We start from the raw sequence: 24,131 nt of genomic DNA on the forward strand, positions 1-24,131 counted from the left end.
CGACTCGGGCCGAGTCGCGACGGGGGTCGTACTTCGGCTAGTCGAGGCCGAGCCGCTTGAGCGTGTGCTTCTCGCTGTGCCCCGGGTCGGTCTCGATCTCGTCGATCGCGATCGGGATGCTGGGCCCGACGGCCAACCAGACGAATCCGTCGCGGTGCACCAGCGGGACGAGATCCGTCGTCCCGTCGCGAAGCAGGGTGCGGACGCGCTTGAGCAGCGCATAGCCTTCGGACGGCTTGGTCACGTAGGTCTTCCGCCGGTAGTGGATGACGTGGGCGACGGTCTTCGCGCTCAGCCCGGCGATCTCGCTCTCGGTGAGTGGTTCCGCGGCCGGGCTGTCGGCCGGGGTCTCGGTTCGGGTGTCGGTCATGCGACGCACGGTACGCCGCCTGCGCTAGCGTCGACAGGTGCTCCTGCCTGACGCCGCCACCCTCGACCGCTTCGCCGACCGCGGCTGGCCGGCGCTCGAGCGCGAGCAGCTGGACGGGTGGACGCTGCGCGCCTCCTCCGGCGTCACCAACCGAGCGAACTCGGTGCTGACCTCCGGTCCCGTCGGCGATCTCGACTCCGCGGTGGATGCTGCCGAGCGCTGGTACGCCGCGCGGTCCCTGCCTCCGGTGTTCCAAGTGAGCCCCGCCTCGTCTCCCGCGCTGACCGATGCACTCGGTCGACGCGGGTATCGCGACCACTCGCCGACCGACATCCTCGTCGCCGACCGTGCCGCCGCCGCGGTGGCCGCGGTCGATCCCGCGGTGCGGATCACCGACCGTCCGGACGACGCGTGGCTCGACACCTGGTGGTCCGTCGACGGCCGGGGCGGGGCCGCCGAGCGCGATGTCGCCGCGCGCATCCTCCGCGGCGGACCGGCGCTGTACGCCGCCCACGGCGACCCGGCCGCGCCGGACGCCGTGGCCCGGCTCGCGCTCGTGGGCGAGTGGGGAGGGCTCTACGCCGTCGCGACGCGCCCGGAGGCCCGGCGCCGCGGGCTCGCCCGCGCGCTCGTCCAGACGCTCGCCACTGCATCCGCCGAGCACGGCGTCAGCGGCCTATGGCTGCAGGTGCTCGCGGACAACGCCGCGGCTCACGGCCTGTACGCGTCGCTCGGCTTCCGGCCGGCGTCGCACTACTCCTACTGGTCCTGACCCGAAGATTCGGCACGAATGTGCGGTATGGCCGCGGCTAACCGCACATTCGGCACGAATCTGCAGGGGCAGGGGAGGTGCTACACCTCCGCCGCGCGCTCCGGGCGGTAGGAGGCCAGGAAGGTCCCGGCGTACAGCGCGGCCGCGACGAGGAAGCCGACGGCCATCACGTACGAGGCCCAATCGCTGCCGATCGCGATCGTGAGGACACCGGCGAGGAACGTGATCACCATCACGATCAAGCCCCACAGCGCGAGACGCTCGCCGACGCCGGCCGCCCGGGCCGCGAGGAGGACGCGGATGCTCACGACGACGAGTCCGATCGCGATCAGGATGTGCAGGATGACGATGATCGTGTCGACCACACGGACGAAGGTGCTGTCCGGCTCGCCGATCAGGTTGGCCGCCATGCCGAGCAGGTACTGAACGGCGAGGGCCGTCAGTGCCTCGCGGGAACGGCGGCGGAGGTGCGCGGCGGGAGTCACCGCTGCGGCGGATTCGGACATGAGCGCTCCTCGAGGAGAGACGGTTACGGCGTCGGCGTCATTCTGCTCTTTCCCGGCCCCGCGGCACCAGGGGCGGTCACGCGCCGAAGATCGCCCGCAGCTCCTCGACCGGCGCCTTCGGCCGGCGGTCCTCGAAGACCAGCCCGTTCGTCTCCTGACCGGTGTCGGCCAGTTGCGTGTAGCAGTAGCCTGCGAGGGGAGCGGACGACCGCACCGCGCCGACGAGGGCGCGCAGCCGCTCCACCAGGTCCGCCGCGCTGGTCGCCGTCGAGTAGCCCCAGGCGTCCTCCGGCCCGTTCTCGGTGTACGAGATGCCGCCGAACTCCGTCAGCATGATGGGGGCGTCGAGCCGCTGCTCAGCGTCGACCACCAGGCGACGGCCCGGGAGGGTGAACGGCGCGCCGAGGATGCCCTCGCGCGTCGCATACCGCTCGCGGACCCGCTCCGGATCGTGGTCGTAGTCGTGGATGGACAGGATGTCGGACGCCGCGTGCTCCCAGCCGTCGTTGGAGATGACCGGCCGGCTCGGGTCGACCGTCTTCGTGAGGTGCACGAGCGCCTTCGCGTACGACACCATCCGGGGGTCGTGGGCGAGGTGCTGCACGCCCCAGCTCTCGTTGAGCGGCACCCAGGTGACGATCGAGGGATGCGACCGGTCGCGGTCGAGGATCGCCGACCATTCGGCGACACTGCGCCGCACGGCCTCCGGGCTGAACGCGTACGCCGCCGGCGCCTCGCCCCAGACGAGAAGACCGAGCTTGTCGGCCCAGAACAGGAAGCGGGGGTCCTCGTACTTCTGGTGCAGGCGCGCCGCGTTGAAGCCGAGGTCGAGGATGAGCTGGGCCTCTGCCCGCAGGGCGTCCGCGCTCGGCGCGGCCGAGTGCGACTCCGGCCAGTAGCCCTGGTTCAGCACGGAGCGCAGATAGAGGGGACGGTCGTTGAGCAGGAACCGGCCGCCCTCGACGGCGGTCGAGCGCAGACCGAAGTACGACGCGACAACGTCGCCCGCGCCCTCCGCGCCGTTCAGCGCGACGGTCGCATCCAGCAGCGTGGGATGCGCCGGCGACCACAGCAGCTCCTCGTAGGCCTGCCCGTTGGTCTGGCGGTGGATGCGGAACGGGATCTCCACCTCCCGCCCCGCGATCGCGGTCTCGACGCTCGCGAGCGGTTCGCCGCCCAGCTGCACGGTTATCCGCGCGGTCGTGCCCGCAGGCGCCGACCGGCTCAGGCGGAGCTGCGCCGTGACCTCGCCGGCCGGCACGTCGGTCAGCCAGTGCAGCTGCTCGACCCGTAGCGCGGGCGCGGCTTCCAGCCACACCGGCTGCCAGATCCCGGTGGTGCGGTGGTACCAGATGGAATGCGGGTGATGCCGCCAATCCTGCTTGCCGCGCGGCTGCGCCACGTCGGCGGGGTCGTCCTGCGCGCGGACGGTGATGGAGAAGTCGCCGTCGCCGACGAGGTCGGTGATGTCGAGGGCGAAGGGGGTCGAGCCGCCTTCGTGTCGTCCGGCCGAGCGTCCGTCGATCCAGACCTCGCAGGCGTGGTCGACCGCGCCGAAGTTCAGCAGCAGGCGCTCGCCGGCCGGGACCTCGTCGCGCAGGACGGTGCGCTGGTACCAGACGACCGGATGGAAGCCGGTGTCGCCGACGCCCGAAGCGTCCGACTCGAACGGGAACGGCACCTGGATGACACCGGCCAGCGACCGGGACGACTCCCAGTGCTCGCGCAGCCCGCGGTCGTCGTCGTCGAATGCGAACGTCCACGGACCGGAGAGGTCGAGCCAGTCGGCCCGGACGAGCTGCGGCCGCGGGTAGCGGCCGTCCTGGGCGGTGGCCGCATCCGTGCGGCGTTCCTCGGTGAGCATCCCATTAGCATGCACGATTCGTGCAGCGCTGTAAAGTCGGAAATCCGCTGCCTCAGGGGAGAGCCGGCGCGCTCTCGCGGGTGACCAGCGAGAAGGGCGCGAGCTCATGCCGGCCCATGCCGTCGAATCCGCCGACGCGCTCCAGGAGCATCTCCACCGCGCGCGACGCGAGCCCGCGCATGTCCGGCGCGACCGAGGTGATCGACGGGTAGGTGACCGCCGTCATCGGCGTGTTGTCCCATCCCGTCACCGCGACGTCGTCTGGCACGTGGATGCCGCGCTCCTGCAGGGCGCGCAGGGCGCCGATGGCGGCGAGGTCGTCGCGGCAGACCAGGCCGTCGAACCGCAGTCCGGCGTCGAGGGCGGCGCCGACCGCGCGCACCGCGTTGCCCGCCGACACGGCGATGCTCGAGATCAGCAGCTCCGGCTCGGGGGTGATGCCCGCGTCCTCGAGCGCCTGCTGGTATCCGGCGATGCGGAGCTTCGACGTCCGCGTCGGGCGCGCGCTCTCGTGGCCGGCGAACGCGATCCGCTTCCGGCCGAGCGACAGCAGGTGCTCCGTCGCCGTCCTGGCGGCCTCCACGTTGTCGATCATGATGCGGTCGACGGTCAGCGGGGCGGCGTTCTCGCCCAGGACGACCAGGGGGATGTCGGTGCGCGACTGCGCCAGCTCGGCGGAGTTCATGACGCTCGGCTGGAAGATCATTCCGTCGACCAGGCCGGACTCGCCCGCGGAGACGACCGCACGCTCACCCTCGATCGTCCCCTCGGTCTGCTCCAGCAGCACGCGGTAGCCGCGACGTTCCGCCTCGTCGGCGACCACACGCGCGAGCTCGGCGAAGTAGGGCAGCGTCACGTCGGCGAACGCCAGGGCCAGAAGCCCGGTCCGGCCCGTCGCGAGGCGGCGTCCCATGATGTTGGGGCGGTAGCCGAGCTCGTCGATCGCGCGCTGCACACGCTCCCGCATCGCCGGGCTGACGTGCGCGTAGTTGCGGACCACGTTCGAGACGGTCTTCATGGACACGCCCGCGTGCTCCGCCACATCCTGAAGCCTGACGGCCATGGCGCCTCCTTCCGCGTCATCGATCGGGTGCCTGCGGGGTCACTCTACAGGGAGCCAACCAATGCAGACATTGTGAGGTTGACACGCTCTGTTCAGCGCTGTAAATTCGCCAAGCATGCCGAGTGTATCCGGCTCCAGCACCACCGATCACGCCGCCGGCCCGATGGAAGGGCTGCGTGAAAGGCTCACTCAAGGGAGAGATCACATGAAGAAGCGATTCGCCGCACGTGCGATCGCAGTGGCGGTCACCGCGGGCCTCGGGCTCGCGCTGACGGCCTGCGGAAGCAGCAGCTCCGGGGGTGGCGGAGACGTCTCCTCCGCCGACTACACCGGACCGAAGGTCACCATCAGCTTCTGGAACGGCTGGACCGGCGGCGCCGCTCCCGTGCTCGTGCCGAAGCTGATCGACAAGTTCAACTCCGAGCACAAGAACATCGTCGTCAAGGATGTTCCGATGGAGTGGGCGGACATCGCCCGCAAGATGCCCCTGGCCGTGAAGGCGGGCAAGGGGCCGGACGTCGCGGTCGGCCACGGCGACGACATCGCCACCTACGCGGCCCAGGGTCTCGTGCTCAAGGCGGACAGCATCGTGAAGTCCCTCGGCTACAAGGCCGACGACTTCCCGGAGGGGCTGCTCGACGCCGGCAAGTACAACGGCAGCCAGTACGCGGTGCCGTGGAGCATCACTCCGCTCGGCCTGTACGTCAACAAGGACGTGCTGCAGGCGGCCGGGGTCGACCCGAACAGCATCCCGCAGGACAAGGACTCCTACCTGGCGGCGCTCGAGAAGCTGAAGGCCGCGGGCGTCCAGGGCGAGTGGGTCGACGGTTACGTCTTCACCGGGACCTTCGAGTTCGAGAGCCTCCTCTGGCAGTACGGCGGAGACCTCTTCAACAAGGACGTCTCGAAGGCGACATTCAACTCGGACGCGGGCGTCAAGGCGCTCACCTGGATGACCGACCTCATCAAGAAGGGCTACAGCCCGGCCGACGTGGCGCAGGACGGCAACATCAACGCCCTCATCGCCGGCAAGACCGCCTTCAACTGGAACGGTGTCTGGCAGACCACCAACACCGCGTTCGACAAGCTGAAGTGGCAGGCGGTCGCCGTACCGCAGATCGGTGACGAGAAGGCCGTCTGGTCGAGCTCCACCCACTGGATGTTCATGAACAACAAGGGCCAGGACAAGAACAAGACCGCCGCCGCGGCGACGTTCGTCAAGTGGATGAACGACAACTCGGCCGACTGGCCGAAGACCGGTGAGCTGCCCGCCAAGAACTCGGTTCGCGATGACCCGAAGCTGGTGCAGACCTACCCGAACCTGAAGCCGTTCCTCGACGAGCTGCCCTACGCGCACTACGAGCCCATCGCACCGGGCATCACCACGGTGGAGGCGACGATCACCGTCGCGGTGAACGAGGCCATCACCGGCAAGAAGGACCCGAAGCAGGCTCTGGATGACGCGGCCGCCAAGGCCGACACCCTGCTGAAGCAGAACAAAGAGAAGTACGGTGACTGACACCGCTTCGATCGTGGCGCCCCGGGAGACCGGGGCGCCACGCCCGTCCCGCTCCGGCAGGAAGGCCGGCCGGCGTCCCGGCGCACCCCGGCGCACCGGCGTCGCCTACATCTTCCTGGCGCCGTTCCTCATCCTCTTCATCGTGTTCGTGCTGGCGCCCGCGGTGTTCGGCCTGTGGATCAGCCTCACGAACTGGAGCCCGTTCCGGGCCACCCAGAAGTTCATCGGGCTGCAGAACTACATCGACCTGTTCACCCCCGGCAGTGCGACGTCGGGCGACTTCTGGCAGTCGATGGCCGCCACCGGCATCTTCACGCTCGCGAGCGTCCCCTTCCTCCTGATCATCCCGCTGCTGATCGCGGTGCTGCTCAACCAGAGGATCCGCGCCGGCTCGTTCTTCCGCGGCGTCTTCTTCGCCCCGTACGTGCTCGGTGTCGCCGTCATCAGCGTCATCTGGAAGTACCTCCTCGACACCCAGTCCGGCATCATCAACCACCTGCTGGGGGTGATCGGCCTGCCCGACAACCTGCCCTGGACAGTCGACGTGCCGTGGGTGTGGGTCACGCTGGCCGGCGTCACCGTGTGGTGGACCATGGGCTTCAACACCGTCATCATCCTGGCCGGCTTGAAGGGCATCAGCCCGGACCTCTACGAAGCCGCCGCGCTCGACGGAGCAGGCGCCTGGCGCCAGTTCATCAGCGTGACGCTGCCGGGCCTCCGCCAGGTCATGACCTTCGTCATCACGATCACCATCCTCGCGAGCGCGAACATGTTCGGTCAGGCGTTCCTCATCACGAAGGGCGGTCCGGGCAACACGACACGCACGGCGATCATGTACATCGCCGACCAGGGCCTGTCGCAGAACAACCTGGCCGCCGCGGCGGCGATGAGCTACGTGCTGTTCGCCTTCCTCGCGATCATCAGCATCATCAACTTCCGCCTCCAGCGGGAGCGGGCAGAGAAGAGCGCCTCATGACGACGACGGCCCCCGAGAAGACCGAGACGCCCCGGACCATCCGCGCGCGGCGCAAGCAGACGCCGCAGGCGGCAGCCCGCAAGACCCTGCTCTACGCCGTGCTGATCGTGCTGGCGCTGGTGGTCATCCTGCCGCTGGCGTGGATCCTGCTGACCTCGTTCAAGACGGACGGCGACGCCATCCGCAACCCGTACTCGGCGTTCCCGAACCCGTTCTCGACCGAGGCGTACACGACGCTGTCGAGCGGTCAGCAGCCGGTGTTCCGCTGGTTCCTGAACAGCCTCGCGGCAGCCGCCCTGCAGACGGTGCTCATTCTGGTCACGGCGAGCATGGCCGCCTATGCGCTCGCCCGCCTGGAGTTCTGGGGCAAGCGGATCGTCTTCGGCCTGATCATCTCCACCCTGCTCGTCCCGCCGGTCATCTTCCTCATCCCGAACTACCTGATCGTGCAGAACCTCGGCTGGCTCGACACGATCTGGGCGATCACCATCCCGGGTGCGGCGAGTGCGTTCGGCGTGTTCTTCCTCCGGCAGTTCTTCGTGGGCCTTCCGGCGGAGATCGAGGAGGCGGCGCGGATCGACGGCGCCGGCGACTTCCGGATCTTCCTCCAGATCGTGCTGCCGCTGGCCCGCCCGGCGCTCGCGACGCTCGCGGTGCTGAGCTTCCTCGCCAACTGGAACGACTTCCTGTGGCCGGTCTACGTGCTGCTCAGCCCGGAGAACCTGACGCTCCAGCCCGGTCTGTCGCAGCTGCAGGGCGCATACTCCACGCACTACGCCATCGTGATGGCGGGCGCCGTGATCGCGTCGGTGCCGGTGCTCATCCTGTTCTTCTTCGCCCAGAAGCAGATCGTCGAGAGCGTCGCCACCAGCGGGGTCAAGGGGTGAGGATGCGCCGCACGGCCGCTGTCACGGCGACGGCCATCGCTCTGGCGGCGGCGCTGGCGGGATGCTCGGCCGGCTCGGAGCCCAGCGCGTCGCCGTCGACCGAGGTCGCGCCCTTCCAGATCGACAGCGACTTCCCCGATCCCGGCGCGCTGGTCGTCGGCGACCGGGTGTACGCGTACGCGACCAACACCGCCGCCGTGAACGTGCAGGTCGCCACCTCCGACGACATGAAGACGTGGACGCTGAGCGACGAGGATGCGATGCCCGAGTTGCCGTCGTGGGCGGTGAAGGGCAAGACCTGGGCCCCCGGCCCGGCGGAGCTCGCCGACGGCCGGTTCGCCCTGTACTTCACCGCGTCGGACGCCGCCAGCAAGTTCCAGTGCATCGGCGTCGCGTTCGCCGACCGGCCGGAGGGGCCGTTCACCTCGACGGCGGACAAGCCCCTGGTCTGCCCGGAAGACGAAGGCGGTGCGATCGACGCCAGCGTGACCGCCGACGAGAGCGGCCAGCGTTACCTGGTCTGGAAGAACGATGGCAACTGCTGCGGCTACGACACCTGGATCTCCGCTCAGCCGCTGTCGGCCGACGGCGCCTCGCTGACCGGGCAGCCGACCCGGCTGATCAAGCAGACCGAGTCGTGGGAGGGCACGCTCGTCGAGGCGCCGGTGATCGTGCGCCACGACGACGAATACGTGCTGCTCTATTCGGCCAACGACTACGCCAACTCCTCCTACGTGACCGGTGTCGCGACGGCGAAGGGCCTGCTCGGGCCGTACACCAAGGAGAAGGAGCCGCTGCTCTCGACCCCCGGCTCGAAGGGACGGTACCTCGGGCCCGGCGGCGAGGACCTCGTGACCTTCCAGGGCAAGGACTGGATGCTCTTCCACTCGTGGGACGAGGCGTTCGCCTACCGTGGCATGCACGCCGTCCAAGTGACGTGGAAGGGCGGCCTGCCGGAGCTCGCGCCGTGACCGGTGCCCTCCTCCACGTGGACCGGCATTGGGGTCCGGTCTGGGAGGGGTACTTCGCCGACCCGTTCGTGCTGCGTCTGCCCGACGGCGGGTACGTCGCCTACGGCACCCATCCGGGCAGCGAAGGCGACCGCGTGTTCGAGGCGCTGCGCTCGCCCGACCTGGTGCAGTGGGAGAGCGCCGGGGCCGTGCTGGAACGCGTGGACGACACTCTCGGGGCGGACTACTGGGCGCCCGAGGTGGCCTACGCGCACGGCGCCTACTGGATGTACTACTCGGTCGGCCGCGGCATCGAGGGCCACCACCTGCGGGTGGCGCGCTCCGACTCCCCGGTCGGACCCTTCCGCGACCTCGGCGTCGACCTGACCCCGGGCGAGGTCTTCGCGATCGACGCGCACCCGTTCCAGGACGTCGATGGCCGCTGGTACCTCTACTTCGCGCATGACGTACTCGACCACGAGCGCCCGGGCACCCACCTCGCCGTCGCCCCGCTCGACGAGGGGATGACGACCCTGGACGGACCGCCGGTCCCGGTGCTCGCCCCCGACGCCGACTGGCAGCTGTATGAACGCGACCGGCTCATCCACGGTCGACGGTTCGACTGGCACACGCTCGAAGGGCCTGCCGTGCTGCACCGCGGCGGGCAGTACTGGCTGACGTACTCCGGCGGCGCCTGGACGGGGCCCGGGTACGCCGTCGGCGTCGCCGCTGCCGAGCATCCGCTCGGACCTTGGAGCCATGTGGACCAGCCGGCGCTGCTGAAGAGCGGAGGCGACCTGCGCGGTCCCGGCCACAACTCGCTCACCGTCGCGCCGGACGGCACGGACGTGATCGCGTTCCACTCCTGGAACGCGGACGCGACCGCACGTCAGCTGCACCTGGGCGCCCTGCGCATCCGCCGTGCTGTGCTTCCGCCGTTAAACCACGATGCCGGGCTGTGGGAAGACTAGGGTTTCTTCACACGGCCCGGCATACGTTTCGGGGTTACGCCGGATGGATATTCGGGTTCCTCCGCCGCTCTTTGAGACTACAGGAAAAGTCCCCATTGTGTAGGTTGAATGGAGGACAATTTTGTACCCCGGTCTGGCCCCAGTGCGAGGGGTAAGCGTCGCTCAGGCCTTCAGTTCCTGCGCGAGCGCGGCCACGAAGGCGTCGATGTCCTCTTCCGTGGTGTCGAATGCGCACATCCAGCGCACTTCGTTGTTGGCCGCATCCCAGTCGTAGAACCGGAAGTGCTGCCGCAGCCGGTCGGCGACGCCGCTCGGGAGGGTCGCGAAGACTCCGTTCGCCTGTGTCTTCTGGCTGAAGCCGACGCCCTGGATGCTGCCGTCGGCGATGCCCGCCTCCAGCGCCGTGCGCAGCCGGGTCGCCATCGCGTTGGCGTGCGAGGCGGAGCGCAGGTACAGGTCGTCGGTGAGCAGCGCGATGAGCTGTGCCGAGATGAACCGCATCTTCGACGCCAGCTGCATGTTCAGCTTGCGGAGGTAGATCATCCCCTCAGACGCCTGCGGGTTGAGCACGACGACGGCCTCGCCGTACAGCATGCCGTTCTTGGTCCCGCCGAAGCTGAGCACATCCACGCCGGCATCCGTCGTGAAGGCCCGCAGCGGAACGCCGAGGGTGGCCGCCGCGTTGGCGATGCGGGAGCCGTCCATGTGCAGCTTCATGCCGAGCGCGTGGACGTGGTCGGCGATCGCGCGGACCTCCTCCACCGTGTACGCGGTGCCCAGTTCGGTCGTCTGCGTGATCGACACGACCAGCGGCTGAGCGCGGTGCTCGTCGCCCCAGCCCCACGCCTCGCGGTCGATGAGCTCCGGCGTCAGCTTGCCGTCGGGCGTCTCGACCGGGAGCAGCTTGATGCCGGCCACCTTCTCGGGCGCACCGGCCTCGTCGGTGTTGATGTGCGCGGTCTTCGCGCACACGACCGCGCCCCAGCGCGGCAGCATCGACTGCAGGCCGACCACGTTCGCCGCGGTCCCGTTGAACACCGGATACACCTCGACGCCCTCGCCGAAATGCTCGGCGAACACCTCGTGCAGGCGGGCCGTGTAGACGTCCTCGCCGTACGCGATCTGGTGGCCGTTGTTCGCGGCCGCGATGGCGTCGAGGATCTCGGGGTGCACACCCGCATAGTTGTCGGAGGCGAAGCCGCGGAGGGTGAGGTCGTGGAGTTGAAGCGTCACTCGTCCATCTTCCCAGGCTCGAGGGGGATGCGTCGGCCGTTGACCGCCGCCGCATCCTGCTCCCACAGGCGCACGACCTCGTCTCCGAGCTGCGGCTCGAGGCCCTCCAGGGTCTTCACGACGAAGACGGTCGCCGCCGACTGGGGCGCCTGCTTGGCGAAGCCTTGCGCGATGGCGCGCACCCAGGCGTCGGCTGCCGCCTTCGCTGCAGCGTAGTTCGCGCCGCCCGGGTACGGTTTCTCGACCGCGGTCGACGAGACGATCGCCAGCCGGCCGGCGGGTGAGGTGACGAGGTCGTCGAAGAAGATGCGGGTGGTGTTGCGGAGGGTGCGGAAGGCCCGCTCCAGGAACTCCCAGTCCTCGTCGCTCTGGCCCGCGATCCCGCCGCCGCCGCGCCAGCCGCCCACGAGGTGGATCAGGCCGTCGATGTGGCCGAACTTCAGGTGGATGCGCATGGCCAGCTCGGCCACTGCATCCCGGTCGGACAGATCGCAGGGACGCGTCTCGACGCCCGGGACCGCCGCGGCCAGCGCATCCAGCGCCTCCTGCCGGGTCCCGACCGCCAGGACGGTCGCGCCGGCCGCGACCAGCGCGCGGGCGACCGCTTCGCCCGACGCGCTGGTCGCGCCGGCGATCAGGACGAGCCGGCCGCGGACGGTGTCCGCGCCGAGCGGCCCGGCCTCCGAGGAGGGCCGGGCCGCCTGGTCCGCCGAGGGGGCGTCCGTCATGCCGCGTCCGTCGTCCCGGTGATGCCGGCCGTCGACTCGATGACGGTCGCCATCTTCTTGTTCAGCGCCTCGTAGAACATCGAGAGCGGGAACTCGTCGTCCAGCACCTGGTCGGTGTAGCCCTTCGGCGGTCCGGCCAGGACCTCGTCCGACAGCCCGCGCGCCCAGTTGGAGGCGGGGTGCGGGGTGAGGGTCTCGGTGAGCATCTCGTAGGCCGCCAGCCAGTGCGCCACCTTCGGCCGGTCGATCGAACGCCAGTACAGGTCGTTGATCCGGTCGCTGAGGGCGATGACCACGTCGGAGACGTTCTCCCAGTCGATGGTGAGCTGGGTGTCCGTCCAGTGCAGCACGTCGTGCTGGTGCATCCACGCGAACAGCAGCTGGCCGCCGAGTCCGTCGTAGTTGCGCACGCGGCTGCCGGTGATCGCGAACCGGAAGATGCGGTCGAAGATCACCGCGTACTGCACCAGGTGCGCGTGGTCGCGGATGGCGCGCTGCGCCTCCGAGAGCTCGGCGTCGGGCAGGGCGCTGAGCTCGCGCTCCAGCTTCACCGACTCGCGGAAGGCGGTCAGGTCGCACCGCAGCTCCTCCAGCGAGTAGAGGAAGAACGGCATCCGCTGCTTGATCATGAACGGGTCGAACGGCAGGTCGCCGCGCATGTGGCTGCGGTCGTGGATGATGTCCCACATCACGAAGGTCTCCTCCGTGAGGTGCTGGTCGTCCAGCATCGCAGCCGCGTCGTCCGGCAGCTCCAGCTTGGTGATCTCGGCGGCGGCGCGCACCACCCGGCGGTACCGGGCGGCCTCGCGGTCCTGGAAGATGGCACCCCAGGTGAACGCGGGGATCTCGCGCATGGCCACGGTCTCGGGGAACAGCACCGCCGAGTTGGTGTCGTAACCGGGCGTGAAGTCCACGAACCGCAGGGCGACGAACAGCTTGTTGCCGTAGTCGCCGGCCTCCAGCTCCGCCACGAACTCCGGCCAGATCACCTCGACCAGCAGGGCCTCGACGTGACGGTCGGGGCTGCCGTTCTGCGTGTACATGGGGAACACGACCAGGTGGCCGAGCCCATCCACGCGGTGCTGCTGCGGCTGGAACTCGTTCAGCGCGTCGAGGAAGTCGGGAACGCCGAAGCCCTCGTCCGCCCAGCGCGTGAAGTCGCGCTGCAGCGCGGCCAGGTAGGACGCGTCGTGCGGGAACGCCGGTGCGAGTGCGGCGATCGAGTCGACGATGGTGCGGACGTGCTCTGCGGCGGCCGGGCGGTCGGACTCCTGCTCGACCGAGCCGTCCTTCACCTGGAGGGCCTGCAGCGCGACGGCGGCGTCCTTGAGGCGCAGCCAGGCGGGGTCGTTCGCGACCTCGCGGACCGGGCGGCCGTCCTCGACGACCTCGGGCTCCCCGACAATGGCGTCTGCGGTGAAGTGCTGGACGAATTGAGACATGACGAACCTCCCGTCGTTGGTCGGCCGCTCGCACGCGGCAGGGTGTGGATGTGACGAGCCTATCCGGGGATCGCGAGCGTTTTGTTGTCTCTTCCGGCGGAAAACTGCGCCGTCCCGCTGCGATGCGCAACAAACCCTTCCGTCACCCCGGCTAGCGTGACGCCATGGAAATCGAGGTGTCAGCGGCGCGCGCGGAGGACGTGCCCGCAGTGGAACAACTGGTCCGCGAGGCGTACGAGCCGTACGTCGAGCGCATCGGCCGGAAGCCGGGGCCGCTTCTGGATGACTACGCCACGATCGTCGGACAGGGCCGAGCGCTCGTCGCTCGGGACCGAGGGCGGATCGTCGGGCTGCTCATCACCTCCGTTCGCCCGGACCATCTGCTCGTGGAGAACGTCGCCGTAGCCGACAGCGTCCGCGGCACGGGTCTAGGTGCGCGGCTGCTCGGGATCGCCGAGAAGCAGGCCCGCGCCGAGGGGCTCGACGAGATCCGCCTCTACACGCACGAGTTGATGACCGAGAACGTGGCCTACTACCCTCGCCACGGCTTCGTCGAGACGCACCGCCGGACCGACAACGGCTTCCCGCGCGTCTTCTTCTCCCGCCGACTCCCCCCGCGCCCCTGACCCCCCTCGCTCCTGCCCTCACCGTCGAGTCCGCCCCCACCATCGAGTCCGCACAAATTGCACACGAAACGCCGCACGGGCGTGCAAAGTTTGCGGACTCGACGGTGGGCGGAGGCCGGAGGCGACGGGAGGGACCGACGCTGCGATGATGGGGGGATGGCGAGAACGGTTCGCGGGGCGCGTGTACTCATCACCGGCGCGGCCTCGGGCATGGGGCGTCTGTACGCCGAACGCGCCGTGCTCGAAGGCGCGCGAGCGGTCGTGCTCTGGGACCGGGACGAGGCCGCGCTCACCGAACTGACGCACCGGTTGCGGCGCGAAGTGCTCGCCGGACGCACCGCCGCTGCCTGGGGAGCGCCGCCACGGTCACCGAGCTCGGCGGCCGGGAAGGCATCCACCAGTGTGCTGCCCTACGTCGTCGACCTAGCGGAGCTCGGCGCGATCGCGCAGAGTGCGCAGGCGGTGCGCAAGGAGCTCGGCGGGATCGACGTGCTCATCAACAACGCGGGCATCGTGCGGGGGAAGTACTTCTGGGAGCACGACAACGGCGACGACACCCGCCCGACCATGCAGGTCAACGCTCTCGCCCCGATGTACGTGACGCGGGAGTTTCTGCCCGGGATGCAGCAGAGCCCCCGCGAGGCCCGCATCGTCAACATCGCCTCGGCTGCCGGGACGATCTCCAACCCGCGCATGAGTGTCTACGCCGCAAGCAAGTGGGCGGTGATCGGCTGGAGCGACAGCGTCCGCCTCGAACTGCAGCAGCAGGGCTACGGCCACGTGAAGGTCACGACGGTCGCGCCGAGCTACATCGACACGGGGATGTTCGAGGGCGCCCGCGGGCCGCTCCTGACCCCGGTGATGAGCCCCGAGTACGTGGTCGACCGGGTCTGGCGGGCGATGCTCGCGGGCCGTCCGATGCTGATGCTCCCCTGGACGGTCGGGCTGGCCCGGACCCTCCGCGGCGTGCTCCCTACCCGTGCGTGGGACGCCGTCGCCGGCCGCGTCTTCGGCGTCTACGACTCGATGGAGGGGTTCACGGGCCGCCAATAGCCCGCGTCGGTACGGTCCGTTCACATCCGTGTGACTGGCGTGATGGTGGCCGCAATCGGCGCAGCGTGAATCTGCCCGTTGGAGCCGAGAGTCCCCGGAATCGGCCGCAGCTCGCATCGATCTTCGGGGTCGGTCGACTTGTCCCCGGACGGGCCGCTGGCTAGTTTTCGAGCGCGCGCATCGCGCGCTTTCGCATGGGAGGGGCAACAGGTTGTGACCGACGTAACCCCGGTTCCTCCGGGGCTATGGAACCGTGATTTCAAGCGCCTCTGGTGGAGCGAAGCGATCTCGTTTTTTGGAAGCCAGCTCACGCTGTTCGCGATTCCGATCGTCGCGCTCGAGTACCTGCATGCGTCCGCCTCCGAGGTCGCATGGATCACCACCGCGGCGGGCATCGGGACGCTCGTGTTTCTCGGATTTCTAGCACCCTGGACCGACAGGGGTCGAAGGACGCGGTTCCTGTTCCTGATGTCCGTGCTCCGGGCCGCCGTGCTGGGAGTCATCGGGCTCCTGTTCTTTGCTGACCACCTTTCGCTTCTCGTGCTCGCCCTCGCGGCCGGCCTGATCTCCGGTCTCACAGGTTTGTATGACAGCGCATTCTCGGCTCTTGTGCCGGGCATCGTGCACCGGTCCAGGTTGCCGGCGGCGAATACCTGGGTCGCGGGCATCCGCTCCGCCGGAGACATCGGCGCAGGCGCGACCGCCGGCATTCTCCTGCAGATATTCTCGCCACTGGCGTTGTTCCTGGCGGACGCTGTCACGTACGTCATCTCCGCTTTCTCGGTGCGTCGCGTTAGCGAGGCGGAGCCGGAGCCGGAGGAACGCCTCACGGTGAGGCGCTATGCATCGTCCATCGTCGCTGGGTTTCGGATGCTCTATCGGAGCACGGTGCTCTGGCCGCTGACCCTGGCCATCGCGCACTTCAATCTCTTCACCGCAGCGATTCAGGCGATCTACATCACTCATGCACTTCGGTCGGGATCGATGAGCCCGGCGGAAGTCGGAGTTGCAGGCGCTCTGGGCGGGGTGCTCGGGCTCCTTTCGATGGCGGCCGCTCCGCGTATCTGGGATCGCCTGCGACCGATCACTGCGCTGGCCCTGACCTTCGCTCTTCCCGCTGTGGCGGGTATCGGGATGCTCGCGCTCGTTCCAGGTCGCACCGTCCTCAACGTGGCCCTTCTTGCGCTCTCGCTGGGTCTGTGGGCAGCGAGCGTCATGACGAACGTGACCGGCACGGAGACACTGAAACAGGTACTGGTGCCGGAGCGTGCGTTGGGCTCTTATTCCGCGGCCAGCCGCATCGTCACCTGGGGGATCGACCCGCTGGGGGCCGCTCTTGCGGCGGTCCTGACCCTGGTGTTTCCGACCGGCGTTGTCCTCGCTCTGGCCAGTCTGGGGATCCTCACCTCCGCAGCATGGGTGCTCGCCTCACGAGCCGTTCGCCGTTTGCCTCGCCTGGCCAGCATTTCGGCGTCTGACGCGGCAGGGTGACCGGCGTGAGGGCCGCGATAAGGCTTTGCACTTCGGGGCATCGGGCCGCCAATAGCCCGCGTCGGTACTCCCATTTCTGTGAGAACTCACATACAGTGGCTCCCCGAGCGAACGTCGAAGGGAGCCGACCGTGAGCGATCCGTCGTGGACCCAGGTGGTCAAGACCGTCGAGCCGGAACAGCCGGAGCTGAAACGAGCCCTCGGGCCGGGTCTGCTGCTGCTGTTCATCGTCGGCGACATTCTCGGCACGGGCGTGTACGCCCTGACCGGTCAGGTCGCCGCGGAGGTGGGAGGCGCGGCGTGGCTGCCGTTCCTGCTGGCGTTCGCCGTGGCGACCGTGACCGCCTTCTCCTACCTGGAGCTGGTCACCAAGTATCCGCAAGCCGCGGGCGCCGCTCTGTATACGCATAAAGCGTTCGGCATCCACTTCTTCACGTTCATCGTGTGCTTCATCGTCATGACGTCCGGCATCACGTCGGCATCGACGGCGTCGCGCGCATTCGCGGTGAACCTCACCGTCGGCTTCGGCATCCCGGATGACAACGTGACGACCCTGCTCATCGCCCTCGCCTTCATCGTGCTCATCATGCTGGTGAACCTTCGCGGCGTCTCCGAGAGCGTGTGGCTCAACGTCGTGCTCACCCTCGTGGAGCTCTCCGGTCTGCTGCTGGTGATCTTCATCGGGCTCTGGGCGATCGGCGGCGGCAACGCGGACTGGTCGCAGGTGGTGGCGTTCGAGACGCCGGAGGACAAGGGCGTTCTGCTGGCCGTGAGCACGGCGACCTCGCTGGCGTTCTTCGCCATGGTCGGCTTCGAGGATTCGGTCAACATGGCCGAGGAGACGAAGGAACCGAGCCGGATCTTCCCGAAGATGATGTTGAGCGGGCTCGGCATCGCGGCGGTCATCTACGTGCTGGTGTCGATCACCGTCGTCGCGCTGGTCCCGATCGGCCAGCTGGCCGGGAGCGAGACGCCGCTGGTGCTGGCCGTCGAGGCGGCGGCGCCGGGCTTCCCGATCAACGACCTGCTGCCGTTCATCTCGATGTTCGCCGTGGCAAACACCGCTCTCATCAACATGATGATGGCGAGCCGCCTGCTCTACGGCATGAGCCGCCAGAACGTGCTTCCGCCGTTCTTGGCGAAGGTGTCGCCGAAGCGCCGGACGCCGTGGACGGCCATCCTGTTCACCACGGCGCTCGCCGTCGCCCTGATCATCTACGTGTCGCTCGACCCGAAGGGCTCGATCGTCGCGCTGCTCGGAGGCACGACATCCCTGCTTCTGCTGGCGGTGTTCGCGGTCGTCAACGTGGCCGTGCTGGTGCTGCGCAAGCAGCCGGTGGACCACAAGCACTTCCGGTCGCCGACCGTGCTGCCGATCATCGGCGCGATCACCTGCCTGTATCTGGTGTTCCCATGGACCTCCGGCCGCCCGGTCGGCCAGTACACGATCGCGCTCGGGCTCCTCGGCATCGGCATCCTGCTGTGGATCGTCGAGCGGATCTACTCCGCGGTCGCCCGCCGGCGCTCGACACAAGAGAAGGTCGACTCGGCCCGCTGACCCGCGTGCGACGCCTGATCGCCTGCGCGGTCAGGCGTCGCCGGCGCGGTGACCCGGGTCGCCGCGCTCGACGATCGCGGCGGGGTCGAGGTCGTCCTCCGGCGGCACGGGGATGTCTCCCACGTCGTCGGGGCCGCCGGTGCCCGGGCGCACGGCGGCGCCGTCCGACTCCTCCTGCTTGACCTCCGTCTCGCGCTCGCTCGCTGGGCTGTACGAGCGGTCCTTCGCGGTCTGGTCGGCGTCGCTCTGGTGCTCGTCGGGGGCATCCGGTGTCGCGTTCATTGGAGGGACGGTACGCGCACATCCCGAGCCGCCCAAGCCCCTGACGTGGTGCGGAAGCGGGTGTTCCGTGGAGGTACACGAATGGAGGTCGATGGATGTCTTTCCCTGAACAGCAGCAGCAGCCGCCCGGTACCACCGACGCGATGGACCCGCGCCCTGACCACGGCGAGCAGAGCTACCGCGGCAGCGGCAAACTGACCGGCAAGGTCGCGCTCATCACCGGCGCGGACAGCGGCATCGGCAAGGCGGTCGCCATCGCCTACGCCCGCGAGGGAGCCGATGTCGCCATCTCGTACCTGAGCGAGGACGACGACGCCGAGGACACCGCGAAGTGGGTGCGCGAGGCCGGACGGAAGGCCCTGCTGCTGCCCGGCGACGTCTCCGACCCGCAGCACTGCCGGGACATCGTCGCGAAGACCGTGGAGGAGCTCGGCGGCATCGACGTTCTCGTCAGCAACGCGGCGTACCAGATGACGCACGAGTCGCTGGAGGAGATCCCGGACGAGGAGTGGGATCACACCATCGCGACGAACGTCTCCGCCTTCTTCCACCTGGCGAAGGCATCCGTGCCGCACATGAAGCCGGGCGCGAGCATCATCGGCTCGTCGTCGGTGAACTCCGACATGCCCTCTCCGACACTGCTTCCGTACGCGGCGACGAAGGCGGCCATCGCCAACATGACGGCATCGCTCGCGCAGCTGCTCGGTGAGAAGGGCATCCGGGCCAACAGCGTCGCGCCGGGTCCCATCTGGACGCCGCTCATCCCCTCCACCATGCCGGTGGAGAAGGTGAGCCAGTTCGGGAGCGACACCCCGTTCGGGCGGGCGGGCCAGCCGGCCGAGCTGGCGTCGGTCTACGTGCTGCTGGCGTCCGACGAGGGCTCGTACATCTCGGGCGCGCGGATCGCCGTCACCGGCGGGCGTCCCATCCTGTAGTCGGCGGATACGGAGAACGGCGCCGGTGCAGATCGCACCGGCGCCGTTCTCGTCGCTCCAGGGGAGGAGCGGACGGATCAGACCGTGTCGCCGCGGTCCACCTCGCCGCGCCAGGCACCCGTCTCGGTGCCCTGCGACTCGATGAACTTCTTGAAGTTCTCCAGGTCCTTCTTCACGGCGTGGTCGTCGAGGCCGAACACGGACCCGATCTTCTCGAGCGCGTCGGACGGCGCCCACTCCAGCTGCACCGTCACCTTGGTCTCGGTGTCGGAGAGCCGGTGGAAAGTCACGACGCCCGCGTGCTCCGTGTCACCGGCGACGGACTTCCACGCCACCCGCTCGTCCGGAAGCTGCTCGGTGATGACCGTGTCGAACTGCCGCTCCGCGCCGCCGATCTTCACGCGCCAGTGGTTGGTGGTGTCGTCGACCTGGCGGATCTCCTCGACCTCGTCGAGGAAGTGCGGGAAGGACTCGAACTGGGTCCACTGGTTGTACGCCGTCGAGACCGGCACGTTGACGTCGATGGACTTGGTCACTGCAGCCATTACGGCTCCTTTCGCTGTCATCTGGGTTCCGGGACGACGGTAGGCCCGGCAGCGAATGGGTATAGACCCTGGACTTCACAGGTGGATCGTGCGACGAGCGCTCAGCCCCAGCGGCGGGCCGTCCACCGTTCGAACAGACCGAGCAGCGAGTCGGTGATGATGCCCAGGATCGCCAGCAGGATGATCGCCAGGAAGAGGCGGTCGGTCCGGCCGTTGTTCTGCGAGTCGATGAGCAGGAAGCCGAGTCCCATCGACGACGCGATCAGCTCGGCGGCGACGAGGAACAACCACGCCTGCGCCATGGCGAGTCGGAGACCGGAGATCACCGACGGCAGCACGGCGGGGAGTTGGACGGTCGTCAAGAGCCGGACGCCGTTCAGCCCGAACGCGCGTCCCGCCTCCACCAGCTGACGGTCGACGTGCTTGAGCGCAGCGCCGACCGTCGTGTAGACGGGGAAGAACGCGCCGATCGCGATCAGGATGATCTTCGAGTCCTCGCCGATCTTGAACCACAGGATCAGCAGGGGCACCCAGGCGAGCGACGGAACCGCCCGGATGGCGGCGAGCGTCGGGCTGAACAGCACATCCGACCAGCGCGACAGACCCACCAGAGCCCCGAGCAGGAGGCCGAGGCCCGCGCCGAAAGCGAAGCCGATGAGCACCCGCTGGGTCGAGATCGCCACGAACTGCCCCAGCAATCCACGCTGGGCGAGGTCGACCGCGGCCTCCCACACCATCGCCGGCGACGGCAGCTGCGACGACGTGAACGCACCGGAGGTCGACGCCACCTGCCACACGGCGAGCAGCACGACGGGGATGACGAACCCCGCGGCGATCCTCACCCCGCGGCGCGACAGCACGGACGTGCGTGCGGCCGCCGTCGTGACGACCTCCGGTGCGCTCTGGACGGTCATGGGATGCGTCAGCCTCCGATGGCGCTCGGGTCGGCCTTCTTCGCGAAGGTCGGGTCGAGCAGCGAGTCGAGCGCCTTGTCGATGTCGGTCTGGGACTTCACGTCGCCGGACTCGACGAAGATCGGGCCGACCTTCTTCAGCACGGCCAGCTGCGCCTTGCCGGGGATGTTCGACACGTCGAGGTTGGTGCGCTCGGTGATCACCGTGGTGGCGACGGCGGGATCGATGCCGGCGACGTCGGACAGGATCTTGGCCGTCTCGTCCGGGTGCTTCTCGGCCCAGGCCCGGGCGTACTCGTAGGTGTTCACGACGGTCTGCGCGACATCCGGCTTCGAGTCGAGGAACGACTCCGTGGCGTTGAGGAAGCCGTAGGTGTTGAACTTCACGTTGCGGTAGATGAGCTTCGCGCCCGACTTCTCGGCGTTGGCCATGATCGGGTCGAGGCCGCTCCATGCGTCGACCGAGCCGTTCTGCAGGGCCGCCCAGCCGTCGGCGTGCTGGAGGTTCTGGATGGTGACATCCTTGGCCGAGAGACCGTTCGCCTCGAGCGCCTGCAGCAGGAAGAAGTACGGGTCGGTGCCCTTCGTGGCCGCGACCTGCTTGCCCTTGAGGTCCTTCACCGACGTGATGGTCGAGTTCGGGCCGACGACGATGGCCGACCACTCGGGCTGCGAGAAGATGTCGATGGTCTTGATCTGCGATCCGTTCGAGCGGGCCAGCAGCGCGGCCGAGCCCGCGGTCGAGCCGACGTCGATCGCGCCCGAGCGGAGCGCCTCGTTCGCCTTGTTGGAGCCGGCGGACTGCACCCAGTTGACCGTGATGTCCTGCTTCTTCAGGGCCTTCTCCAGCCAGCCCTCCTTCTTGATGACGAGGCTGAGCGGGTTGTAGGTCGCGAAGTCGATGTTGAGCGTTCCGCCCTTCGTCACTCCGGCGGAGTTGGTGGCGCCGGAGGCGGAGCCCTCGCCGGCGACGCAGCCGGTCAGCAGCAGGCTGGCGGCCGCGACGATACCGGCGGCGGCGGTCAGGATGGTGGGTCTGCGGCGCATGATGCCTCTCTCGGGGGTGTGTGGGGGAGCGGGTGGTGCGGCTGTGGTGGTGCTGTGGTGCGGGTGGTGCGGTTCAGTACGGGAAGACGGGGACGGTCGCCCGCTGCTCGTCGCGGGCGCGGCCGTGGCGGTCGATGCCGAGCCCGTCGAGCAGCTCGGCCCGCAGCTGGGCGAGCTCGGCGGAGCCGCGGTCGCGCGGTCGGGTGCCGGGCACGGTCGTGACGCTGCGGATCGTCGAGCCCGGCCGGCCGTCCTCTGCGCCGAGCAGCACGACGCGGTCCGCGAGCTGCAGAGCTTCGTCGACGTCGTGCGTGACCAGCAGGATGGTGGCGGGCGCCGCAGCGTGGATGTCGAGCAGGAGGTCCTGCATCTTCAGGCGGGTGAGGGCGTCGAGAGCGCCGAACGGCTCGTCGAGCAGGAGGACGCCCGGGTTGCGGGCCAGGGCACGGGCGAGCGACGCACGCTGCGCCATGCCTCCGGAGACCTCACGGGGCCGGAGCGTCGCGGAACCGGTCAGTCCGACGAGCTCGAGCAGCTGCGCGACCCGCTGCTGCCCGGCGGCGCGTTCGAGGCCGCGCGGCAGACCGAGCGCGACGTTGTCGGCGAGCGAACGCCACGGCAGCAGCCGCGGCTCCTGGAATCCGACGGCGCAGCGGGCGTCGAATCCGGTGACCGCGGTTCCGTCGATGAGGGCGGCTCCGCCGGTGGGCGCATCGAGGCCGCCGGCGATGCGCAGGAGGGTCGACTTGCCGCATCCACTCGGGCCGAGGATCGCGACGACCTCGCCCGCGCGGATCCGGAGGGACACATCCCGAAGCACCGTGCGCGTGGTGGGGGCCGACGCCTCGCGCCCGCGATCGCCCTGGGTGCGCTTCCCGGAGCGCCGGTTCGGCGCCGGAAACGAGCGCGCGACGCCGGAGAACTCGACGGGGTAGGCGGAGGACGAGGCGGTCATGGTGCTCTGACGCTACCGACGCGGGCGCTGCGCCCGCTGGCCCGGCGCAACGCTTCGTAACGAAAGTTGGCGCGGCCGGTCCGGATGCGGTGGAGGAACGCGACTAGAGGGAGGCGCCAGGCACACCGGAGATGACGAGCGCCGCGCCGCCGACCCACGCGCCGACGGCGAGCAGGATGCCCGCGATCGGAACCCAGAAGCTGATGCGCCGGACGATCAGCAGCACCACGGTGACGACCACCGTGATCAGGGTGACGACGCCGGGTCCGAAGAGCGCGATGACGAAGCCGATGCCCATGCGATCGGTGTCGCACACCGTCGACGCCCCGCAGGGGTCGCTCGCGAACGCGAGGAAGAACGCGGCGAACGTGAGGATGGCGGCGACGACGACCGCGAACACCAGCAGGATGATCGAGGTCACCAGATCCCAGACGACCACCGGCCGGCGTGCAGGAGCGGGCGGCGGGTAACCCGGCTGAACCGGGTATCCGGAATAACCGGGCGGAGGCGGCGTGCTCATCGTGCGTTCGTCAGCCGAAGATCATCGGTCGGTCGTCGTCGTCGTCGGCCGCGGCGATGGGCGCCAGTTCGACGAGCACGGGCACGTGGTCGCTGGGGGCGTCGCCCTTGCGCTCGTTGCGGTGGATGCTCGCATCCACCACCCGGTCGGCGAACGCGCGGGAGCCGAGGATGAAGTCGATGCGGAGCCCCTCATTGCGTGGGAACCGCAGCTGCTTGTAGTCCCAGTACGTGTAGCCGTCCGGCACGATCGGCCGGACGACATCGGTCAGCCCGGCCTTCTCGAAGGCCGCGAAGGCGGTACGCTCCGGCGGCGAGATGTGCGTCGAGATGCCGGGCACCAGGCTCGGGTCGCCGACGTCGGAATCGAGCGGCGCGACGTTCCAGTCGCCCATGAGCGCCAGCTGGAGGGTGGGATCGTCGGCGAGCCAGCGCTGCGTGTCGGCGGCCAAGGCGGCCAGCCAGTCGAGCTTGTAGACGTAGTGCGGGTCGGCGAGCGATCGGCCGTTGGGCACGTACAAACTCCACAGCCGGATGCCCTCGACCGTCGCGCCGATCGCGCGCGCCTCTTTCGGGAGGTCCGGCCCGTCATGGTCTTTGAGGAATCCCGGCATGTCGGGGAACCCGATGGTCACGTCCTCCAGCGGCAGGCGGCTGGCGATGGCGACGCCGTTCCACTGGTTCAGACCGTGCAGTACGACCTCGTAACCCGCGTCTTCGAACGGCTGGTACGGGAACTGCTCGGGCTTGCACTTGATCTCCTGCATGGCGAGCACATCCACGTCTTCGCGGACCATCCAGTCGACGACGCGGCCCACGCGGGTGCGGATCGAGTTCACATTCCAGGTCGCGACGCGCATGCTCCGATCGTATCGGCCGCCGCCGACGTCGCCCGAGTCCGGAGGCGTCCGTGGAACAGGGACGCC

25 protein-coding genes are annotated in these 24,131 nt (G+C 69.0%); 11 read left to right on the top strand and 14 right to left on the bottom strand.

All coding sequences use genetic code 11. The features are described from left to right. Window positions 1–37: 37 nt before the first annotated feature. The gene (locus tag BLR91_RS00505) at window positions 38–370 is read right to left on the bottom strand and encodes a hypothetical protein (RefSeq protein ID WP_089878358.1); all 333 of its coding nucleotides are present in this window, start codon (window positions 368–370) and stop codon (window positions 38–40) included. Window positions 371–407: 37 nt separating this feature from the next. Here BLR91_RS00505 and BLR91_RS00510 point away from each other — a divergent pair, with 37 nt between their 5' ends. Next, entirely contained in the window at window positions 408–1,142 is a 735-nt protein-coding gene (locus tag BLR91_RS00510) for a GNAT family N-acetyltransferase (protein WP_089878355.1), read from the top strand. Between the two features lie 80 nt (window positions 1,143–1,222). Here the strand turns inward: BLR91_RS00510 and BLR91_RS00515 are convergent, their stop codons facing one another. The 3 genes from BLR91_RS00515 to BLR91_RS00525 form a co-directional block, all read right to left on the bottom strand. Continuing rightward, window positions 1,223–1,648 carry a hypothetical protein gene (locus BLR91_RS00515; RefSeq protein WP_089878352.1) on the bottom strand — a complete coding sequence of 142 codons (426 nt, stop codon included), beginning with the start codon at window positions 1,646–1,648 and terminating at the stop codon, window positions 1,223–1,225. A gap of 76 nt (window positions 1,649–1,724) precedes the next feature. After that, window positions 1,725–3,512 (bottom strand): glycoside hydrolase family 2 protein, encoded by a 1,788-nt coding sequence (locus BLR91_RS00520; protein WP_089878350.1) that lies wholly within the window; start codon window positions 3,510–3,512, stop codon window positions 1,725–1,727. 52 nt (window positions 3,513–3,564) lie between these two features. Further along, window positions 3,565–4,575 (bottom strand): LacI family DNA-binding transcriptional regulator, encoded by a 1,011-nt coding sequence (locus BLR91_RS00525; RefSeq protein WP_018192419.1) that lies wholly within the window; start codon window positions 4,573–4,575, stop codon window positions 3,565–3,567. Between the two features lie 205 nt (window positions 4,576–4,780). On the opposite strand from BLR91_RS00525, the gene BLR91_RS00530 reads away from it, so the two are divergent. From BLR91_RS00530 to BLR91_RS00550, 5 genes are read left to right on the top strand one after another with little or no spacing between them, the layout of a single operon-like run. After that, the gene (locus BLR91_RS00530) at window positions 4,781–6,094 is read left to right on the top strand and encodes an ABC transporter substrate-binding protein (RefSeq protein WP_018192418.1); all 1,314 of its coding nucleotides are present in this window, start codon (window positions 4,781–4,783) and stop codon (window positions 6,092–6,094) included. Next, window positions 6,087–7,070, top strand: coding sequence for a carbohydrate ABC transporter permease (locus tag BLR91_RS00535; RefSeq protein WP_089878346.1), 984 nt, complete (start codon window positions 6,087–6,089; stop codon window positions 7,068–7,070). The genes BLR91_RS00530 and BLR91_RS00535 overlap by 8 nt, the downstream gene beginning before the upstream one ends. Then, the gene (locus BLR91_RS00540; RefSeq protein ID WP_018192416.1) at window positions 7,067–7,957 is read left to right on the top strand and encodes a carbohydrate ABC transporter permease; all 891 of its coding nucleotides are present in this window, start codon (window positions 7,067–7,069) and stop codon (window positions 7,955–7,957) included. The genes BLR91_RS00535 and BLR91_RS00540 overlap by 4 nt, the downstream gene beginning before the upstream one ends. Window positions 7,958–7,959: 2 nt before the next feature. Continuing rightward, window positions 7,960–8,928, top strand: coding sequence for a glycoside hydrolase family 43 protein (locus BLR91_RS00545; protein WP_089878343.1), 969 nt, complete (start codon window positions 7,960–7,962; stop codon window positions 8,926–8,928). After that, window positions 8,925–9,878: a glycoside hydrolase family 43 protein gene (locus tag BLR91_RS00550; RefSeq protein WP_089878340.1), complete on the top strand. Its 954-nt coding sequence runs from the start codon at window positions 8,925–8,927 to the stop codon at window positions 9,876–9,878. The genes BLR91_RS00545 and BLR91_RS00550 overlap by 4 nt, the downstream gene beginning before the upstream one ends. Before the next feature lie 162 nt (window positions 9,879–10,040). Here BLR91_RS00550 and BLR91_RS00555 read toward each other — a convergent pair whose 3' ends face one another. The 3 genes from BLR91_RS00555 to BLR91_RS00565 are packed head-to-tail and all read right to left on the bottom strand — an operon-like array spanning window position 10,041 to window position 13,281. Then, entirely contained in the window at window positions 10,041–11,111 is a 1,071-nt protein-coding gene (locus BLR91_RS00555) for a threonine aldolase family protein (protein ID WP_089878338.1), read from the bottom strand. Continuing rightward, window positions 11,108–11,839, bottom strand: a complete 732-nt coding sequence (locus BLR91_RS00560; RefSeq protein ID WP_089878334.1) for an SDR family oxidoreductase — start codon at window positions 11,837–11,839, stop codon at window positions 11,108–11,110. The genes BLR91_RS00555 and BLR91_RS00560 overlap by 4 nt, the downstream gene beginning before the upstream one ends. Then, on the bottom strand, window positions 11,836–13,281 hold the full coding sequence (locus BLR91_RS00565; RefSeq protein ID WP_018192411.1) for a DUF6421 family protein: 1,446 nt from the start codon (window positions 13,279–13,281) through the stop codon (window positions 11,836–11,838). Before BLR91_RS00565 ends, BLR91_RS00560 begins: the two co-directional genes overlap by 4 nt. 164 nt (window positions 13,282–13,445) lie before the next feature. On the opposite strand from BLR91_RS00565, the gene BLR91_RS00570 reads away from it, so the two are divergent. The 4 genes from BLR91_RS00570 to BLR91_RS00585 all read left to right on the top strand — a co-directional run bounded on the left by BLR91_RS00570 (window position 13,446) and on the right by BLR91_RS00585 (window position 18,009). Continuing rightward, the gene (locus BLR91_RS00570) at window positions 13,446–13,907 is read left to right on the top strand and encodes a GNAT family N-acetyltransferase (RefSeq protein WP_172823176.1); all 462 of its coding nucleotides are present in this window, start codon (window positions 13,446–13,448) and stop codon (window positions 13,905–13,907) included. A 156-nt stretch (window positions 13,908–14,063) separates the two neighbouring features. Then, a complete protein-coding gene (locus BLR91_RS00575; protein ID WP_018192410.1) occupies window positions 14,064–14,960 on the top strand; it encodes an SDR family NAD(P)-dependent oxidoreductase in 897 nt (298 codons plus the stop codon). Window positions 14,961–15,173: 213 nt separating this feature from the next. After that, complete coding sequence (locus BLR91_RS00580) at window positions 15,174–16,451, top strand: MFS transporter (RefSeq protein WP_157694696.1); 1,278 nt, start codon at window positions 15,174–15,176, stop codon at window positions 16,449–16,451. Window positions 16,452–16,581: 130 nt separating this feature from the next. Further along, a complete protein-coding gene (locus BLR91_RS00585; RefSeq protein ID WP_089878326.1) occupies window positions 16,582–18,009 on the top strand; it encodes an APC family permease in 1,428 nt (475 codons plus the stop codon). A 30-nt stretch (window positions 18,010–18,039) separates the two neighbouring features. Here the strand turns inward: BLR91_RS00585 and BLR91_RS00590 are convergent, their stop codons facing one another. Further along, window positions 18,040–18,291, bottom strand: coding sequence for a hypothetical protein (locus BLR91_RS00590; protein WP_089878323.1), 252 nt, complete (start codon window positions 18,289–18,291; stop codon window positions 18,040–18,042). A 95-nt stretch (window positions 18,292–18,386) separates the two neighbouring features. Between BLR91_RS00590 and BLR91_RS00595 the strand changes: the two genes are divergently transcribed. Beyond that, a complete protein-coding gene (locus BLR91_RS00595; protein ID WP_089878320.1) occupies window positions 18,387–19,226 on the top strand; it encodes an SDR family oxidoreductase in 840 nt (279 codons plus the stop codon). Window positions 19,227–19,303: 77 nt separating this feature from the next. On the opposite strand, the gene BLR91_RS00600 is transcribed toward BLR91_RS00595, so the two are convergent. The 6 genes from BLR91_RS00600 to BLR91_RS00625 all read right to left on the bottom strand — a co-directional run bounded on the left by BLR91_RS00600 (window position 19,304) and on the right by BLR91_RS00625 (window position 24,065). After that, window positions 19,304–19,771, bottom strand: coding sequence for an SRPBCC family protein (locus BLR91_RS00600; protein WP_018192407.1), 468 nt, complete (start codon window positions 19,769–19,771; stop codon window positions 19,304–19,306). Between the two features lie 101 nt (window positions 19,772–19,872). Beyond that, complete coding sequence (locus tag BLR91_RS00605) at window positions 19,873–20,685, bottom strand: ABC transporter permease (RefSeq protein ID WP_089878315.1); 813 nt, start codon at window positions 20,683–20,685, stop codon at window positions 19,873–19,875. 8 nt (window positions 20,686–20,693) lie between these two features. Further along, window positions 20,694–21,731, bottom strand: coding sequence for an aliphatic sulfonate ABC transporter substrate-binding protein (locus tag BLR91_RS00610; RefSeq protein WP_089878311.1), 1,038 nt, complete (start codon window positions 21,729–21,731; stop codon window positions 20,694–20,696). A gap of 73 nt (window positions 21,732–21,804) precedes the next feature. Further along, a complete protein-coding gene (locus BLR91_RS00615; protein WP_089878308.1) occupies window positions 21,805–22,686 on the bottom strand; it encodes an ABC transporter ATP-binding protein in 882 nt (293 codons plus the stop codon). Window positions 22,687–22,789: 103 nt separating this feature from the next. Then, a complete protein-coding gene (locus BLR91_RS00620) occupies window positions 22,790–23,206 on the bottom strand; it encodes a hypothetical protein (RefSeq protein ID WP_231918771.1) in 417 nt (138 codons plus the stop codon). Between the two features lie 10 nt (window positions 23,207–23,216). Further along, entirely contained in the window at window positions 23,217–24,065 is an 849-nt protein-coding gene (locus BLR91_RS00625; RefSeq protein ID WP_089878301.1) for an exodeoxyribonuclease III, read from the bottom strand. Window positions 24,066–24,131: the final 66 nt, after the last annotated feature.

This window comes from Leifsonia sp. 466MF (genome assembly GCF_900100265.1).
Lineage (GTDB): Bacteria > Actinomycetota > Actinomycetes > Actinomycetales > Microbacteriaceae > Leifsonia.

Excerpts from the sequence above, each read along its gene's own strand:
- BLR91_RS00570 (WP_172823176.1), top strand. The coding sequence starts at position 13,446 with ATGGAAATCGAGGTGTCAGCGGCGCGCGCGGAGGACGTGCCCGCAGTG.
- BLR91_RS00625 (WP_089878301.1), bottom strand. The coding sequence starts at position 24,065 with ATGCGCGTCGCGACCTGGAATGTGAACTCGATCCGCACCCGCGTGGGC.
- BLR91_RS00595 (WP_089878320.1), top strand. The coding sequence starts at position 18,387 with ATGTCTTTCCCTGAACAGCAGCAGCAGCCGCCCGGTACCACCGACGCG.
- BLR91_RS00520 (WP_089878350.1), bottom strand. The coding sequence starts at position 3,512 with ATGCTCACCGAGGAACGCCGCACGGATGCGGCCACCGCCCAGGACGGC.
- BLR91_RS00560 (WP_089878334.1), bottom strand. The coding sequence starts at position 11,839 with ATGACGGACGCCCCCTCGGCGGACCAGGCGGCCCGGCCCTCCTCGGAG.
- BLR91_RS00605 (WP_089878315.1), bottom strand. The coding sequence starts at position 20,685 with ATGACCGTCCAGAGCGCACCGGAGGTCGTCACGACGGCGGCCGCACGC.
- BLR91_RS00620 (WP_231918771.1), bottom strand. The coding sequence starts at position 23,206 with ATGAGCACGCCGCCTCCGCCCGGTTATTCCGGATACCCGGTTCAGCCG.
- BLR91_RS00600 (WP_018192407.1), bottom strand. The coding sequence starts at position 19,771 with ATGGCTGCAGTGACCAAGTCCATCGACGTCAACGTGCCGGTCTCGACG.
- BLR91_RS00515 (WP_089878352.1), bottom strand. The coding sequence starts at position 1,648 with ATGTCCGAATCCGCCGCAGCGGTGACTCCCGCCGCGCACCTCCGCCGC.
- BLR91_RS00505 (WP_089878358.1), bottom strand. The coding sequence starts at position 370 with ATGACCGACACCCGAACCGAGACCCCGGCCGACAGCCCGGCCGCGGAA.
- BLR91_RS00540 (WP_018192416.1), top strand. The coding sequence starts at position 7,067 with ATGACGACGACGGCCCCCGAGAAGACCGAGACGCCCCGGACCATCCGC.
- BLR91_RS00615 (WP_089878308.1), bottom strand. The coding sequence starts at position 22,686 with ATGACCGCCTCGTCCTCCGCCTACCCCGTCGAGTTCTCCGGCGTCGCG.
- BLR91_RS00610 (WP_089878311.1), bottom strand. The coding sequence starts at position 21,731 with ATGCGCCGCAGACCCACCATCCTGACCGCCGCCGCCGGTATCGTCGCG.
- BLR91_RS00545 (WP_089878343.1), top strand. The coding sequence starts at position 7,960 with ATGCGCCGCACGGCCGCTGTCACGGCGACGGCCATCGCTCTGGCGGCG.
- BLR91_RS00565 (WP_018192411.1), bottom strand. The coding sequence starts at position 13,281 with ATGTCTCAATTCGTCCAGCACTTCACCGCAGACGCCATTGTCGGGGAG.
- BLR91_RS00530 (WP_018192418.1), top strand. The coding sequence starts at position 4,781 with ATGAAGAAGCGATTCGCCGCACGTGCGATCGCAGTGGCGGTCACCGCG.
- BLR91_RS00525 (WP_018192419.1), bottom strand. The coding sequence starts at position 4,575 with ATGGCCGTCAGGCTTCAGGATGTGGCGGAGCACGCGGGCGTGTCCATG.
- BLR91_RS00590 (WP_089878323.1), bottom strand. The coding sequence starts at position 18,291 with ATGAACGCGACACCGGATGCCCCCGACGAGCACCAGAGCGACGCCGAC.
- BLR91_RS00575 (WP_018192410.1), top strand. The coding sequence starts at position 14,064 with ATGGCGAGAACGGTTCGCGGGGCGCGTGTACTCATCACCGGCGCGGCC.